Raw genomic sequence first — 16,416 nt, 5'->3', positions numbered from 1 at the left:
TATTCACTTTCTGCCGGTGGTCCCATTGTTTATCCGGTTTTACAGGTAATTATTTGTACACCGATTTGTGCTCATACTTTAGATGCCCGACCCTTAATTTTACCACCAGAACAAACTATTAGTGTGGAAATTGTTAAACAGGTGGAAGCAATGTTAACTATTGATGGACAAAGTGGGTTTGCTTTACAAAATGGTGATCAAATTATTATAACTAAAGCCCCTTATAGTGTTAGTATGATTAGAATTAAGGAACGCAGTTTTTTTACTATACTTAAGGAGAAAATACATTTTCGGGATGATGAAGGTGAAGTCTAAATATTTATTTACCACTAATTTGGTACATCGCTTAGTAGCTTTGTTTTTAGGTCCTGGTGAAAAAGCAATTGATGCTACCATGGGAAAGGGCAAAGATACATTGTTTTTAGCTCAAACAGTAGGTCCTAATGGTGTGGTTTACGCTTTTGATATTCAAAAAGCGGCCTTGGAAAGTACTCGGCAATTATTAAAGGAAAATAATTGTTATTCACAGGTGTGTTTAATTCAAGCTGGTCACGAAACTATTCGGGAGACTATTAGTGAACCTGTTCAAGCCATTGTTTATAATTTAGGTTATTTACCTGGAGGAGACAAAAAAATTATTACCCGTGCTGAAACAACTTTACTTTCGTTAAAACAAAGTATGGAACTGTTGAATCCAGGGGGAATAATATCATTGACTGTTTATCCCGGTCATCCCGGTGGTGCTGAGGAAGCGGCATTGCTGAATAGTTATCTTAGTACTTTATCGACAAAAAGTTGGCAGGTAATGAAATGGAGTAAAGTAAATGATCCTTTTCAGAGGGCTCCTTATGTAATTTTTTTATCTAAATTTTAATTAAAGCGAGGTGGGTTTTTTTGAAAACAGCTCGACAGCGAAAAATAAAAGAAATTATTCAGAATCAACAAATTTCCACACAAGAGGAATTGTCCCAGGCCTTGCGTAGAGCAGGATTTAATGTAACCCAAGCTACAGTATCGCGGGATATTAAAGAATTACGGTTAATAAAAATTGCTCGTAAAAATAACTTATATGTTTATGGTTTACCTAAAGAACAGGAAATTATTTATAATGAAGATCGTTTGCGTTTAATGATGCGGGAATTTGTTTTGGATGTTGATTATAGTGAAAATTTAATTGTTATAAAAACTTATCCGGGAAATGCTCATGGAGTGGCTTCTTTAATTGATGGTTCAAAATGGTCGGGAATCATTGGTACTCTTGCTGGTGATGATACTATTTTGTTAGTTGTTAAACCTAAAGAAAAAGTTAAAAAGATCATGCAAAAATTAAAGATTTTTTTAAAGTAGGTGTAAGAATGTTAAAACAGCTATTTGTGAAAAATTTTGCTTTGGTAGAGGATCTAAAAATGGATTTTTCAGCTAATTTTAATGTACTCACAGGAGAAACTGGTGCTGGTAAATCAATTGTAATTGATGCTTTGTCACTTCTTTTGGGAGGACGGGCCCGTCAAGAATTTATTCGTACTGGTACAAAAAAAGCTGTTTTAGAGGCAGTTTTTGTTTTACCTGAAAAACATCCCCTTTGGAAATACCTGGCGGAAATAGGTATTGAAGAAGAGGCCCCACTTTTGGTTTTAAATCGGGAATTATCGCTCAGTGGACCAAATTTATGCCGAATTAATGGTCGTGTATTTACTTTAAAACAATATCAAAAAGTTGGTTTGGCTATTGTTGATTTACATGGACAACATGAACATCAATCCCTTTTATGTGCTGAAAGACATTTGGAGTTATTAGATAAGTTTGGTAATGAAACTTTTCAAGAATTAAAAGAAAAAGTTAGGGAAAAATATGAACAATATTGGTTACTAAAAACTGAGCTAGAAGAACTGCAAGCCCGTGAACAGGAATATTTACAAAAACGCTCATTCTTGGAATTTCAATTAAGGGAGATAAAGCAGGCCAATCCTCAACTAGATGAGTTGGAAGAATTGGCACAAGAGGTTAAATTATTAAGTAATGCCGAAAAAATTAATGAACATTTACAAATGGCTTATCAGCAGCTTTTTTCCGGGGAAAATTCGGCGGCTGCATATGATTTATTGAGTAAGGCTTTTGATAATTTACGTGATTTACGCAGTTATGATCTGCTTTTAAAGAATTTAGCAGCTCAATTAGAACCGATCATTTATTTAATTGAAGAAATAGCTGCTGAAATTAGAAATTTTTTGGAGGGTGTGGCTTTTTCTCCGGAACGATTGACTATTGCCGAGGAGCGTCTTTTTTTACTTAAAGACTTATGTAAAAAATATGGTCCTACTATGAATGATGTGCTTAATTTTGCCGTTAGGATCGAAAAGGAATTGACGGAAACAGATCAGAGTATCGAAAAAATTAAGAAATTAAAGCCCCTAGTAGATCAAGCTCAGAATGAATATTTACAATTAGCCCAAACCTTAACTAATGAACGAAAAAAAATTGCAAAAAAATTGGAAGCAGTGATTACTGAGGAATTAATTGAATTAGCTATGCCGGATGTTCGTTTTGCTGTCAGTTTTTCGCCCGGAAAATTGTCACGTCAAGGTTTAGATCAGGTTGAATTTTTAATTTCCCCTAACCCAGGTGAACCACTACTGCCTGTAGCCAAAATAGCTTCAGGGGGAGAACTTTCACGTATAATGCTTGCTTTGAAAACCATTATGGCATCTAAGGATGATATCATTACTCTAGTTTTTGACGAAATAGATGCCGGTATTGGAGGTCAAGCTGTGCAAAAGGTGGCGGATAGATTGGCTAGGATTAGTCAAAATCAACAGGTTATTTGTGTAACACATTCACCTTTACTAGCAGCGATTGCTGATCAACATTTTTTATTAAAAAAAGAAGTAAAAGAGGGGCGTACACGTACTGTAATTTTAAAATTAGATGCAAAAGCCAGAAAAGAGGAATTGGCCCGAATGTTCGGGGGAAAGGACACTTCACAAGAATTAAAAAAATATGTTAATCTTATTCTAAAAAAATAATGCCGGACATTAATGAATGTTCCTCGGCATTTTTTTTACCAGTATTTAAAATCCTGATTCTAACATAAAAAAGCTCCTTTTAGGTTAATTTAAAAAGGACATAACATTTAAAAAAGGGGGAGGATTTGCCGGAGTCAGGAGGATACAAATTGATTAAAGGCAAGCAAAGGCAAATCCTTGGTTTTATTCTAGGTTGTCTTTTTTTAATATTTTTCACCTTTTCCTATTATCAGGATAATTATTTGATTCACGAAAGACAGCTTCTTTCTGTAGGAGAATCACTAACAATTTTAAATGATTTTCCGCCGACAATTCGTAAAGTAATTAATATTTATATTGCCACAGGGCAAAAATTGTTAACTGTCAAGGGACAAGATTTGCTGGAGAGAAATTTTATTCGGGATGATGATGATCCTATAGTGATCGAACCAGGTCAATTAAGTTTGGAATTAAAATTATTTGGTTTAATACCACTTAAAAAAATAAATGTAGATATCTTACCAAATCTACATTTAATGCCAGGAGGACATTCTATTGGTGTTTTGTTAAGAACCGAAGGGGTTATGGTTGTAGGGCATTCACCAGTTATACACCGCCAAATTGGTGCTACTTTTCCTGCTAGGGATGCAGATATTAGGGTAGGTGATTTGATTTTAAGTGTAAATGATGTTCAGGTGGCTACTGACCAACAGTTAAGTAGTTTGTTATCTAAACTTTGTTCACGCGAAAGTAAACTTTTTTTAACAATTAAACGTGGTGAACAAACCCTAAAAAAGGTAGTATATCCGCAATATTGTATGGAAACTAAGTCTTATCGCTTGGGTCTTTTTGTTAGGGATAATGCCGGTGGGGTGGGTACTTTAACTTTTTGGGATCCCACTACTAAAATTTATGGGGCTTTAGGTCATATGATTACTGATAGTGAGACAAATCAAAAACTTCATATTCGTCAGGGTAAAATACTAAAAGCCCATATTGAGAATGTTCAAAAGGGACGCAGAGGACAGCCTGGGGAAAAAGTGGGTGTCTTTTTGAAAGGATCAGAGTTTGGTAATATTGAGGAAAATAAGCAGTCTGGTATTTATGGTACTTTACAATCTGAACCTAAAAATTCACAATATCAAAAGGCTATTCCGGTATTATTTTCTAAGCAAATTCAACCCGGAAAAGCGGAAATTTTAACGGTTGTTCGGGGTCAAGAAGTGAAAAAGTATGAAATAGTCATTGAAAAACTTCAATATGGACGTACAGATGGTAAAAACATGGTTATTCGGATTAATGATTCGCAATTATTAAATGAAACCGGTGGAATTGTGCAGGGAATGAGCGGCAGTCCTATAATTCAAAATGGTAGTTTGATTGGGGCTATTACTCATGTGTTTGTTAATGATCCCCAAAGGGGTTATGGAGTATTTATCGAAAAAATGCTTTTAGAGGCTAATCTTTTGGAAAATCAAGAGATTGCTTCTTGAAAAATGGGTAAATGATAGAAAAAGAACGAAAAACGCAGAAAACAAGCGGAATAAATTAATATAAAATGGAAAATCAAGGCAGGAAATAACATTTGACTGTCGAAATGTTTATTTAGGACAGAAAAAATAATTTTAAAGGAGGAGGAAGATGGTAAAAGAAAAGATTAAAGTATTAATTGCTGATGATAACAAAGATTTTGTAGCAATTTTACAAGAGTATTTTACCCGACAAGAAGACATCACTGTGGTTGGTGAGGCCGGAAATGGCTTGGAAACACTAGAGTTAATTTCCAGTGAAATGCCGGATATAGTTCTTTTGGATATTATTATGCCTCATTTAGACGGATTAGGAGTTTTGGAAAGAATTGGTGAAGCAGATTATTTTGATCAACGACCCAAGACAATCATACTAACGGCTTTTGGACAGGAATCCATGGCTCAAAAAGCTGTACAATTGGGAGCCGATTATTTTATTCTTAAACCTTTTGATTTGGATACTTTGGCTAATCGTATCCGGCAATTATTTAATGGTTTGACCATTAGTTCGGTAAATGCGGCCCCCACGACTTATCAGCATTCCGCGGTACGGACCCGCAATTTAGATTTGGAGGTCACTAATATTATTCATCAAATGGGTGTTCCAGCCCATATTAAAGGTTATCAATATTTACGTGACGCCATTTTATTGGTAATTGAGGATATTGGTCTTCTGAGTGCGATTACTAAAGAATTATATCCGGCCATAGCTGAAAAATATGAAACTACTCCTAGTCGTGTGGAAAGGGCTATTAGACATGCCATTGAATTAGCCTGGGATCGAGGCAATATAGATCTTATGAATAAATTTTTCGGGTATACAATTAATATTGAACGCGGTAAACCAACTAATTCGGAGTTTATTGCCATGGTCGCTGATAAATTACGGATGGGTACTAAAGCTAGTTAAAAAAGAGGCAGGTTAGTGAGCCTGCCTCTATCTTATATGACCTGGGGTTAACGTGTGTTTAGTTCTGGAATAATGAATAAGTAACTCTTTTAACCAAGGTTGATTATTAGTTTGCTTTAAAATAGTTATTCCTTGAAGGGCTTTTATTTCTGGAGCAGCATTAGAGGGACAATAGTGATGAAAGCCTTTTAGTTTTAACATGTTTAAATCATTATAATCATTGCCGACGGTAATTACTTCCGTCGGTTTTATTTTTTTTAGGTCTTTAAGTAGATATTGTAAGGTACTACCTTTGTTTACCCCTAAAGGATGAATTGTGAATAAATTTTCAAGAGGCTGTAGGCAGTCAAGTTGATAATTATGCAAATGTTGTTTAAATTCATCACTTTGTTGTCTTCCTAGTTTTGTCTGGCCAAAATATGTGATAATCTTTATAATTTGTGTGTTTAGACCTAATTCTTTAAGGGTTTTAAAGTCATTGAATATTAAAAGATTGGTTTGTTCTAATTTCTCTGTGGGACAAAAGGCTTGGTTTATTTTTTGCAAGGTTCCTTTTTTATCACTAAGCAATGCATTATATTGAATTAGTCCAGTAATCATACACCAGGTTAAATTAGAATTAAGGACTGCTTGTTTTTGTAGTAGTTGATAAATAGAATAACTTGCTTTTTCGGGAAGACAAAAAGCTTGTACTAATTTATACTTATTTTGATTAATTCTTTTGTAAATAGCTCCACCATCATCGGTAATTAAAAAATCGGCTTTTAATTTTTGGGCAAAATTTTTGGATATTAGATAAGACCTGCCAGTAGCAATGCTAAGTAATAGTTGTGGGTATTTTTCTTTTAAATGCCGAAGTAATTTTAGATTTTTCGGATTTATCTTTTTTTGATCATCAAGGAGAGTCCCATCTAGGTCCAAAACAAGCATTTTGGGGATAATCATAATTAATTCACCTTTTTTGTAGGCATTTTTTTTATTATATCGTAAGCTAGGTTATATTTCTATTCGGTGCTTAATTAATTTCGATAAAGATGATATAATTAGCTTCATAGCTGTATTCGTCTAATTTAATCTCTTTCAAAGTCGGTTAATTCTAAATTTGCTGTACAGTTTTTAGGTTTCATGAATGGGGAATTTTAGTGAGCAGGTCTGAAGATATTTTAGGAGAATTGGGGGAAATAGATTTGCAAGAAAAATTTAAAAAAAGAATCAGGGAAGTAAAAGGAACGTTTTTGCATTATTATGTTGATGAAGTAGAGTTAGCAGATGGTCATCTTTCAACACGTGAATTGGTTATTCATCCTGGTGCTGTGACCATCATAGCACTCACCAGAAAACAAGAGGTTTTAATAGTAAAACAGTACCGCTATCCGATTCAAAGGATTTTATATGAATTACCGGCAGGTAAATTAGAACAGGATGAAGCCCCATTAGTTTGTGCCCAAAGGGAATTAAAAGAAGAAACCGGATATTTGGCACGTTCCTGGGAAAAATTGGCCTCCTTTTATACTGCTCCGGGTTTTAGTAGTGAATATATGCACCTTTATTTAGCTATGGATTTACTTAAAGTTCAACAAGAACCTGAACCAGGTGAAATAATTACTGTTGAGAAAATTTATTTAAGTAAACTTGAACAAATGATTAAATGTGGTGAAATTAAGGACGGTAAAACAGTCTTAGGAATTTTATGGTTATTGGAAAGGATGCGCAGTAATTGAAATGGAAACTTATTTTTTAGATTTACATGTGCATATTGGTAAAGATAGTCAAGGTAGACCAGTTAAAATAACAGCTAGCCCGCAATTAACTCTACCTAATATTTTAAAAGAATGTCTGGAAAAAAAGGGAATTGATTTAGTAGGGGTGGTTGATTGTGGTACTTACGGTGTTTTAGCTGATTTAGAAGAAATGCTCCTCAAAGGTGAATTACTTGCTTTAAAAAAAGGAGGTTGGAGATACCGAGATAAAATTACGCTTTTTGCCGGGATGGAATTGGAAACAATAGAAAAAGAGGGCGGACGGGCCCATTATTTATGTTTTTTTCCTCATTTAGATAAATTAAAAGATTTTTCTCATTATATTTGGACTAAAGTAAAAAATAAATTTTTAAGTAGTCAGGTTTGTTATTTAACTGCTGTCCAATTATTAAAGGAAGTTGAAAAAAGGGACGGTTTATTTATTCCTGCACATGTTTTTACACCTTATAAAAGTTTGTATGGTAATTGTGCGGTTTCTTTAAAAGATGTTTTTGGTAGGGAAGCTAATAAAATTAAAGTAATTGAATTGGGTCTTTCTGCTGATCGAAAAATGGCTTTATTATTGCCGGAATTACGTGATAAGTTTTTTTTGGCTAATTCGGATGCCCATTCTTTAGATAATATTGGGCGTGAATATAATCAGGTTGCTATAGATTCGCCAACATTTAAGGGTTTAATGGATTTATTTGCGGGTAAAAGTGGTAAATTAATTGCCAATTATGGCTTAGATCCTCAATTAGGCAAATATCACCGCAGTTTTTGCCAAAGATGTAATTGTTCTTTGTTGGCGAAACCACCACAATTGTTTTGTTCGAAATGTGGTACTTCCGAGCAATTTGTGATCGGTGTTTTAGACCGGATTGTTAGTGTGGCGGAAAAACAGGTAAATGAAAAAAATGTTGACACAGTAGAGGGTACCTATTTATATCAGGTTCCTTTAAAGTTTTTGCCTGGAATCGGTAAAGTTACATTGGAAAAACTTTTGGCTGAATTTGGGACAGAAATGCGGGTACTGCATCAAGTCTCTTTTGAGGATTTGGCTAAAGTTGTAGGTGCAAAATTAGCCGCATTAATTATAAAGAGTCGCCAGGGTACATTAAAAATAATTCCGGGTGGAGGTGGAATCTACGGTAAAATTGATCAATCCTAATTGATAAATGTTATAATTGCTCTTTGTCCCTCATATTCTTAAAAAGAGAGGGAAGGGAGCTAGCCATGGAGAAGATAAAATATAAGCTTAGAAAGCATTTTTATGCCAGTTGGCGAATTTATCTTTTAGTGGGATTAAGTTTTTTGTTGGGACTTTGTTTTGGCTTTTGGGGCATGAGTGCTTTAGGAGAAAAACAAACCGTTTCTTTAAATAAACTTTTTGAAGAAGGAGTGAAATATTTAGAGGTTAATTCTAATTTCACGACTCTAGCTAGACAAGCTGTTGTCAGAAATTTAATTAATTGGAGTAAATTTTTTCTTTTGGGTTTAACCATTATTGGTTTACCTTTTATTTTAATTTTTATTTTTACACGTGGTTTTGTTTTGGGTTTTACCTTAAAATTCCTACTGCAAGAACAAGCCTGGCGAGGTGGTGTTGTAGCCTTATTGGCAGTTTTACCTCCTAATTTACTTTCATTACCTGCTTATTTTTGTGGGGCGGTTGTTGCGGTAAATTTTTCTATTTATTTATCTAAAGGAACTGCCTCCACTAAAATGTCACAATGTTTGGGTGAATATCTTTTCATTATGTTTTGCTTAATGGGTTTATTATTAGGTTCTGCCTTAATTGAAGGTTACTTTTCCCCAATTTTTATTAAATTGTTTCCACGTTTTAAGGGGTGATTATTATTTTAATTTCTATGATTGAGGAGTTTTTAATTTATTTACGCGTAGAAAAAGGACTGGCAGTTAATACTTTGGAAGCCTATGAAAATGATTTAAAAAAGTTCAATGCTTATTTAAAAGAAAAAAGAATAGTTGTTTTAGAAGATATTGAACAAAATTTATTGGCTGGTTATGGCTATTATTTACGTCAACAAGGTAATTCCCCTGTAAGCATTGCTCGTCAACTTGCTTCCTTAAGAGGCTTATTTAAGTATTTATGTTTAGAAGGTTATTTAAAAAAAGATCCCACTATTTATTTGGAAACTCCCAAATTACCACAAAAATTACCTCAGGTATTAAGTGAAATTGAAGTTAAAAAACTCTTGGCTGGTCCCCAAGGTACCCAACCTTTAGTTTTAAGGGACAAGGCTATGTTAGAATTGATGTATGCTACTGGGATGCGGGTATCAGAAGTGGTAACTTTGACACAGGCGAACCTAAATTTAGAATTAGGCTATATTCGCTGTCTGGGGAAAGGCAATCGAGAGCGAATTATTCCTTTAGGTGAGATAGCATTAAAAAGTTTGAGTGTTTACTTGAATAAGGGAAGACCGCAATTAATCAAAAATCCAAAAGAAAAAGGGTTATTTCTTAATTGTCATGGTCGGCAAATAACCAGACAAGGTTTTTGGAAAATTGTTAAAAAGTGGGCACAGCAGGTAGGGATTAGTAAGGAAATTACTCCCCATACTTTACGTCATTCTTTTGCTACACATCTTTTAGCTAATGGTGCGGATTTGCGTTCGGTACAGGAATTGTTGGGTCATACAGATATAGCTACCACACAAATTTATACACATTTAACAAAAAATAAGCTGCGGGAAATTTATTTAAAAACTCATCCACGGGCATAAGGAGGCGAGGAATACATGCGAGCTGTAGATTTAATTCTTAAAAAAAGAGAAGGCCATGCTTTAACTAAAAAGGAAATAGTATATTTAGTTAATGATTATACTCAGGGTAAAATTCCTGATTATCAGATGGCGGCTTTTTGTATGGCTGTTTTTTTTCAGGGAATGGCAAAAGAGGAAATAGTTAATTTAACTATGGCGATGGTTAATTCTGGTGAAAAAATGGATTTAGCAAATTTACCAGGTTTAAAAGTTGATAAACATAGTACTGGAGGGGTAGCAGATAGTACTACTTTAATTTTAGCACCTTTAGTGGCTGCTGCTGGTGTGCCAGTAGCTAAAATGTCGGGACGTGGCCTGGGTCATACTGGGGGCACTCTTGATAAATTAGAAAGTATTCCTGGTTTTTCGACTGCCCTTTTAAAAGACGATTTTCTCAAACAAGTAGAAAAGATTAATTTGGCGATTGCCGGACAAAGTAAAGACTTGGTACCAGTTGACAGAAAAATGTATGGTTTACGAGATGTAACTGGAACCGTGGATTCCTTACCATTAATCGCCGCAAGTATTATGAGTAAAAAAATAGCTGCTGGTGCGGATAAAATTGTTTTGGATGTAAAATATGGAAGGGGTGCCTTTTTAAAGACTCGGGAAACTGCTTTGAAATTAGGTGAAATAATGGTGGAAATCGGGGAAAAGGTATCTCGTGAAACTATTGCCATTATTACTAATATGAATCAGCCTTTGGGTATGGCTGTTGGTAATGCTCTAGAGGTAAAAGAGGCCCTATTGGTTTTGCAAAATAAAAAAAGAGGTTTATTAAGAGACCTCTGTTTATATTTAGGGACTAATATGTTAATTTTAGTTAATCGCGTTCGAAATTTTAAAGAAGGCTATCATCTGCTTGAAGAATTGTTGGAAAATGGCAAGGCTCTAGAAAAGTTTGCACAAATGGTTAGTGAACAGGGCGGCAATCCGCAAGTAATAAATGATTTTTCACTTTTGCCGCAGGCTAAAAATCAGTATGTGCTAAAGGCTTCACGGACAGGTTATTTAGGAAAGCTTGATGCCCTAATTTTAGGCCAAACTGCTATGCTTTTGGGTGCTGGCAGGTCAACCAAGGAATCCTCTATTGATTTGGCTGTAGGCTTGGAAATTCATGTGCCTTTTGCAGAATCGATAAAAAAGGGGGACCCTTTATTGACTATCCATTATAATCAGCAGGAGAAATTAGCTGTGGTTTTAAAACAATTAGCCACGGCCATAGAAATTGTAGAATTTCCGCCGGTAAAAGAGCCGCTTTTGGGAGCTCGAATTACTAAAGCTGGTACAGAATTATTGTTTTAAGCGTTTATTTTCCTTGTAGATTTTAATTAAGGGAAAAACTACAAAACCAATAAATAGATAAAGAGTACTGGCAGCCAAAATAATAGTTAATAAAAGTGCAAAGATACTTTCCAAAATAATCACCTCACTTTATTTTTCCTTACATATTTTTATCAGAAGGGGGAAAAATTAAACATTAGAATAAGTGGGAGGTGATTGTTTTTGTTTGTTAATAAAAAAATTAGCTTGGCAATTATTATTAGTTTGTTAATCTTTATTGTTCCTTTTTCACTTTATGGGGTGGAATTACCCTTAGAAGCACAAAGTGCAATTTTAATGGATGCTCATAGTGGCAAGATTCTTTATGAAAAGGAACCACATCAAAAATTGTTTCCGGCCAGTATGACTAAATTAATGACCTTAGTTTTAGCCATGGAGGTTATTGAGTCTGGACAAATCGGGTTAGATGATCTTGTTACTGTAAGTGAACATGCAGCTTCTTATTATGGTTCTCATATTTTTTTGGCACCCGATGAAAAATTAACATTTTATGAATTATTATTAGGGGTAGCTATGGCTTCTGGAAATGACGCCTCAGTAGCAGTAGCCGAATATATTTCCGGGACACATCAGGCTTTTGTTGATTTAATGAATCAAAAAGCAGGAGAATTAGGTATGAAAAATACTCATTTTGTAAATTGTAATGGTTTGCATGATCCCCAACATTATTCAACAGCCTATGATTTTGCTTTATTAGCCAAAGAAGCCCTTAATTATCCTCTGCTTTTGCAAATGTGTTCAATTAAACATTATCGGATTCGTACTGAAACAAACAGACCTTTTCAATATGATAACAAAAATAAATTGCTTTGGTTTTATCCGGGAACAGATGGTTTTAAAACTGGTTGGACCGAAAAGGCCCAATATTGTTTTGTGGGTACTTGTCAAAGGGATGGCTTTCGCTTGATTTCTGTCGTAATGGGTGTTCCAGTACCCCGCGGTCATTTTGCCGAGACTAAAATCCTTTATAATTATGGTTTTTCGCAATTTTCCTTTCGTGAATTTTACAAAGCTGAAGAAATTGTCGGTTGGGTAAAAGTGGGTAAAGGTAAAGTAAATGAGGTGGCGGTCATACCTGTTCAAAGAGTTGGTATAACTTTGCCCCGTGGGGATAGTACGAAAATTGAGACTCAAATAGAAATTATGCCTTTACTACCAGCCCCTTTGGAAAAGGGTGAAAAAGTAGGTCACATTTCTTTGGTTAAAGCAGGTGAAATTCTCATGCGTACTGATCTAGTTGTTAAGGAATCTGTAGCCAAAGGTTCTTTATGGCAGATGTTTGGTAAGGTTTTGCGTGGAGTTTTTTCCTAGGTAATAAGCCGGGAATGTTTTTCCAGAAGTTGGCAGGAGAAAGTCTTTTGATGGCGAAACAAGATATAGCCTAAAAAAGGGGAGGGTTATGATGGCACTAATTTTACAAAATAAAATGGATATACTTTTAGTGCGTTTGTTAGGGGATTTAGATTTAGTTACTGCTGATGAGATTAGAGCGAAAATTGATTATAGTTTAGTGGAAACAAATTCACAGTATCTTTTATTAGATTTATCCCAAATTACCTTTATGGATAGTTCTGGATTAGGTGTAATTTTGGGAAGATATCGTCGTTTAAAGGAACAGGGTGGACAAATGATTATTTTTGGTGCCCAAGCAAAAATCAAAAAGATTTTGGAGATTTCCGGTATCATATCTTTAATGCCGGTGTGTCAAACCGAGGAGGAAGCATGGCAATTAATAGAGAAGAGGAGGCAAGTCTGTGGAAAATAAAATAACTAATCAAATAAAATTAGAATTTTTAAGTAAAGGGGAAAATGTTGCTTTAGCCCGTGTTACCATTGCTGCTCTAGTTTCTCAATTGGAAATTACCTTAAGTGAGTTAGAGGAAATTAAGGTTGCTGTTTCCGAAGCTGTTTCCAACGCTATTTTACATGGTTATCAAAATGAAATCGATAAAATTGTTATTTTAAAAGGTACTTTGTCTGATGATCTTCTCTGTATTGAAGTTATTGATCAGGGTATAGGAATCCATAACATTGAACAGGCTATGGAACCGGCTTATTCAACTGACCCGGAACGAACCGGTTTAGGGTTTGTATTTATGCAGTCGTTTATGGATGAAGTAAAGGTAGAATCCCGAATAAACCATGGAACTAAAGTAATTTTACGCAAAAAAATAAGTACAGCCTTAAAAAATTCGGCAGTCTCGTAGGGTAATTTTAATGAGTGTAAAATTATCGGCAATGAATTTACCTCGTTTTCCATTGTTAAAAGACGAAGAAATAAAAGAATTATTACATAAAGTTAAAACAGGTGATTTAAAAGCACGTGAAAAATTAATTAATTGTAATTTGCGTTTAGTTTTTAGTTTAGTACAAAGGTTTAGTGGTCGGGGTTATGAAGTCGAAGATTTATTTCAAATAGGTACCATCGGTTTAATTAAAGCCATTGATAAATTTGATTTGAGTTATAATGTGAAATTTTCTACATATGCCGTACCAATGATTATTGGTGAAATTAGAAGGTTTTTAAGGGATGATGGTCCTTTGAAAATTAGTCGTTCGTTAAAGGAGAATGCCTATCGAATCAATAAAAAAAGAGAAAGTCTTACAGAGGAATTGGGCCGGGAACCTACTTTACAGGAAATTGCCTCCGAAATTGAGCTTAGTTTAGATGAAATTATTTTAAGTTTAAATGCTATGCAAAAACCTACTTCTATTTATGAAACCTTATATCAAGATGATGGAGACCCTATTTATATTTTAGATCAATTAAGTGCTGATCCGGAAACTGAAATTTGGTTTGAAAAAATAATTTTCAAAGAAGCTCTGGGAAAATTACCGGCCAAAGAAAGGGATATTTTAATTATGCGCTTTATTCAAGACATGACTCAGACTGAAATAGCTAAAATTATTAATCTTTCACAGGTACAAGTTTCTCGTCTCGAAAGACAGGCCCTGTGTAAATTAAAATATTTTTTGGAAAAAGATAATTCTTAAACAGGGAGCTAAAAACCCTGTTTATTTTTTATTGAACTGAGCATAATACTAACGGAAAGTAGGTGGTCTTTTGCAGGAAAAGGATATTCGGCAAAACATGCAGGCAAGAGAAGCAATTATTGCCCGAAATGTTGTACTTAGTGAACAGGAAATGATGAAACAACAGGAGGCTTTACAAAAGGAACATCAAAAGGTTTTAGCTTGGGAAGCTGAGGCTCAAGGAGAAGAAAAAGAAAAATTAATTGCTCTACGTCGTGAATTGGAACGACAGCAGCAAAGGATTGCAATTCCTTTGCAAAGAGCTTATCAAAGTACGGCGTTGAAATTAGTTCCACCCCAAACAGTTTTAAAAAATGTGTTCATGGCTTTTTTAATTGGTGGTGCGATTTGTTTATTGGGACAAGTAATTAAAAATATTTTTTTACAAAACGGACTACCTGATAAAGAAGCAGGGGCGGCAACCTCGGCCTTGTTAATTTTTTTGGGAGCCTTTTTCACTGGCCTTGGTCATTATGATAAGTTAGGTAAAGTTGCCGGGGCAGGTTCCATTGTACCCATAACCGGATTTGCTAATTCAATTGTGGCTTCTGGTTTAGAATTTAAACATGAAGGGTACATTTATGGTGTAGGGGCTCATTTATTTAGGGTCGCCGGACCGGTTTTGGTGTACGGGACCATGGTTTCCATTTTGGTAGGTTTGGTCTATTTCTTTATAAAGTAGGGTAATAAATGGCACATAAAAAAATTGGTAAACAAACATTTCAATTTTCGTCTCAGCCGATAGTTGATTCTTGGGCCTCGGTTGTGGGGCCTAAGGAAGGTGTGGGGCCCTTTGGTAAACAATTTGACCATGTCTTGGAAGATAATTTGGCTGGTGAAAAGACTTGGGAAAAAGCAGAACAAAAAATGATGCAGTATTCTATGGAATTGGCTTTGGAGAAAAAGGGGCTTTTACCTAAAGATTTAGATCTTTATTTGGCTGGGGATTTATTAAATCAAATTATTAGTGCAAATTTCACGGCCCGTTTTTTACAAATTCCTTTTTTGGGTCTTTATGGGGCTTGTTCCACGATAGCCCAAGGGTTATGTCTAGGGGGGATTTTGCTGGATGGTGGTTTTGCGGAAAGAATAGGTGTTTCGGCCAGTAGCCACCATGATACCGCTGAAAGACAGTTTCGTACTCCAACTGAATTGGGTGACCAGCGGCCCATGACGGCTCAATGGACTGTTACCGGTAGTGGTTCTTTTGTGTTGAGTAGAATTGGTACCGGAATAAGACTTACTGAGGCTACTGTAGGGAAAATTAATGATTTTGGAGTAAGTAATGCTCAGGATTTAGGTTCGGCAATGGCTCCAGCTGCTTATGATACGATTAAAACTCATTTGGAAGATACGGGACGTAGTGAAAAAGATTATGATTTAATTGTTACCGGTGATCTGGGTTTTTTGGGTAGTGATATTTTAAATACTTTATTGGAAGAAAAGGGGATTTCTACTGAGGGTTTATATGATTGTGGTAAGGTGATTTATGCACCTGAGCAAGATACTCATTCTGGAGGAAGTGGTTGTGGCTGTTCGGCAGTAATTTTGGCGGCCCATTTACTTCACCAATTGGCAAGTGGTCATCAGCAGCGAATTTTGTTTTTGGGTACTGGTGCTTTGTTAAGCCCTTTGAGCACCTTTCAAGGTGAAAGTATTCCTTGTATAGCACATGCAGTTGTTTTGGAATCTGAAGGGAGTGAAAGATAATAGATTTATTAAAGGCTTTTATTTTAGGTGGTATGTTTTGTGTTTTGGGACAACTTTTAATGGATTTAACACCTTTTCACATTACTCCTGGTCATATTTTGGTCGGATATGTTACCACCGGTATTTTATTGAGTTTCATCGGTGTCTATCAAGCCCTGATTGATTGGGGAGGGGCGGGGGCTACGGTTCCCCTATCAGGTTTTGGTCATTCTTTAGCCCAAGGAGCTATTGAGGGTGTAAAATCGCGTGGTTTGTTGGGGGCACTGGGAGGTGGCTTGGAAGCTACCTCGGTGGGTATTGCTACTGCCATAGTTTTTGGATTGGTGGCAGCTACTTTTGCTAAACCCAAAGGCTAAAAAT

At 35.4% G+C, this 16,416-nt stretch carries 19 protein-coding genes; 18 read left to right on the top strand and 1 reads right to left on the bottom strand.

All coding sequences use genetic code 11. The features are described from left to right. From GX687_03800 to spo0A, 6 genes are all read left to right on the top strand, one after another. Positions 1-315 (top strand): hypothetical protein (locus GX687_03800; protein HHX96570.1); only part of this gene is annotated, 315 nt, incomplete at its 5' end. Beyond that, positions 305-874 (top strand): methyltransferase domain-containing protein, encoded by a 570-nt coding sequence (locus tag GX687_03795; protein ID HHX96569.1) that lies wholly within the window; start codon positions 305-307, stop codon positions 872-874. The genes GX687_03800 and GX687_03795, both read left to right, overlap by 11 nt. A 20-nt stretch (positions 875-894) precedes the next feature. Beyond that, positions 895-1,347: an arginine repressor gene (gene argR, locus GX687_03790; protein HHX96568.1), complete on the top strand. Its 453-nt coding sequence runs from the start codon at positions 895-897 to the stop codon at positions 1,345-1,347. A gap of 8 nt (positions 1,348-1,355) precedes the next feature. Then, the gene (gene recN, locus GX687_03785) at positions 1,356-3,023 is read left to right on the top strand and encodes a DNA repair protein RecN (protein ID HHX96567.1); all 1,668 of its coding nucleotides are present in this window, start codon (positions 1,356-1,358) and stop codon (positions 3,021-3,023) included. A gap of 149 nt (positions 3,024-3,172) precedes the next feature. Next, on the top strand, positions 3,173-4,495 hold the full coding sequence (spoIVB, locus tag GX687_03780; protein ID HHX96566.1) for a SpoIVB peptidase: 1,323 nt from the start codon (positions 3,173-3,175) through the stop codon (positions 4,493-4,495). Positions 4,496-4,643: 148 nt separating this feature from the next. Then, a complete protein-coding gene (spo0A, locus tag GX687_03775; GenBank protein HHX96565.1) occupies positions 4,644-5,441 on the top strand; it encodes a sporulation transcription factor Spo0A in 798 nt (265 codons plus the stop codon). Positions 5,442-5,468: 27 nt separating this feature from the next. Here spo0A and GX687_03770 read toward each other — a convergent pair whose 3' ends face one another. Next, complete coding sequence (locus GX687_03770; GenBank protein HHX96564.1) at positions 5,469-6,386, bottom strand: HAD family phosphatase; 918 nt, start codon at positions 6,384-6,386, stop codon at positions 5,469-5,471. 242 nt (positions 6,387-6,628) lie between these two features. Here GX687_03770 and GX687_03765 point away from each other — a divergent pair, with 242 nt between their 5' ends. From GX687_03765 to GX687_03710, 12 genes are all read left to right on the top strand, one after another. Further along, positions 6,629-7,162, top strand: a complete 534-nt coding sequence (locus tag GX687_03765; protein ID HHX96563.1) for an NUDIX hydrolase — start codon at positions 6,629-6,631, stop codon at positions 7,160-7,162. Position 7,163: 1 nt separating this feature from the next. Continuing rightward, the gene (locus tag GX687_03760; GenBank protein HHX96562.1) at positions 7,164-8,351 is read left to right on the top strand and encodes a TIGR00375 family protein; all 1,188 of its coding nucleotides are present in this window, start codon (positions 7,164-7,166) and stop codon (positions 8,349-8,351) included. Positions 8,352-8,416: 65 nt separating this feature from the next. Next, positions 8,417-9,034, top strand: a complete 618-nt coding sequence (spoIIM, locus tag GX687_03755) for a stage II sporulation protein M (protein ID HHX96561.1) — start codon at positions 8,417-8,419, stop codon at positions 9,032-9,034. 17 nt (positions 9,035-9,051) lie between these two features. Next, positions 9,052-9,930, top strand: coding sequence for a site-specific tyrosine recombinase XerD (xerD, locus tag GX687_03750; protein HHX96560.1), 879 nt, complete (start codon positions 9,052-9,054; stop codon positions 9,928-9,930). 15 nt (positions 9,931-9,945) lie between these two features. Then, complete coding sequence (locus GX687_03745) at positions 9,946-11,274, top strand: pyrimidine-nucleoside phosphorylase (protein ID HHX96559.1); 1,329 nt, start codon at positions 9,946-9,948, stop codon at positions 11,272-11,274. Positions 11,275-11,589: 315 nt separating this feature from the next. Further along, complete coding sequence (locus tag GX687_03740; protein ID HHX96558.1) at positions 11,590-12,624, top strand: D-alanyl-D-alanine carboxypeptidase; 1,035 nt, start codon at positions 11,590-11,592, stop codon at positions 12,622-12,624. A 91-nt stretch (positions 12,625-12,715) separates the two neighbouring features. Next, entirely contained in the window at positions 12,716-13,078 is a 363-nt protein-coding gene (gene spoIIAA, locus GX687_03735; GenBank protein HHX96557.1) for an anti-sigma F factor antagonist, read from the top strand. Position 13,079: 1 nt separating this feature from the next. Continuing rightward, complete coding sequence (locus tag GX687_03730; protein ID HHX96556.1) at positions 13,080-13,520, top strand: anti-sigma F factor; 441 nt, start codon at positions 13,080-13,082, stop codon at positions 13,518-13,520. Between the two features lie 10 nt (positions 13,521-13,530). Then, entirely contained in the window at positions 13,531-14,307 is a 777-nt protein-coding gene (gene sigF, locus GX687_03725) for an RNA polymerase sporulation sigma factor SigF (protein HHX96555.1), read from the top strand. A gap of 154 nt (positions 14,308-14,461) precedes the next feature. Continuing rightward, a complete protein-coding gene (gene spoVAC, locus GX687_03720) occupies positions 14,462-15,028 on the top strand; it encodes a stage V sporulation protein AC (GenBank protein HHX96554.1) in 567 nt (188 codons plus the stop codon). Between the two features lie 8 nt (positions 15,029-15,036). After that, positions 15,037-16,056, top strand: coding sequence for a stage V sporulation protein AD (spoVAD, locus tag GX687_03715; protein ID HHX96553.1), 1,020 nt, complete (start codon positions 15,037-15,039; stop codon positions 16,054-16,056). Continuing rightward, on the top strand, positions 16,056-16,412 hold the full coding sequence (locus GX687_03710) for a SpoVA/SpoVAEb family sporulation membrane protein (protein HHX96552.1): 357 nt from the start codon (positions 16,056-16,058) through the stop codon (positions 16,410-16,412). The genes spoVAD and GX687_03710 overlap by 1 nt, the downstream gene beginning before the upstream one ends. Positions 16,413-16,416 lie beyond the last annotated feature (4 nt).

The sequence above is a fragment of the Clostridia bacterium genome, assembly GCA_012841935.1.
In the GTDB taxonomy this organism is placed as follows: Bacteria; Bacillota; Peptococcia; order DRI-13; family DTU073; genus DUTS01.
Note: the sequence above shows the minus strand (reverse complement) of the source record. Positions and strands in the feature narration are given on the sequence as shown.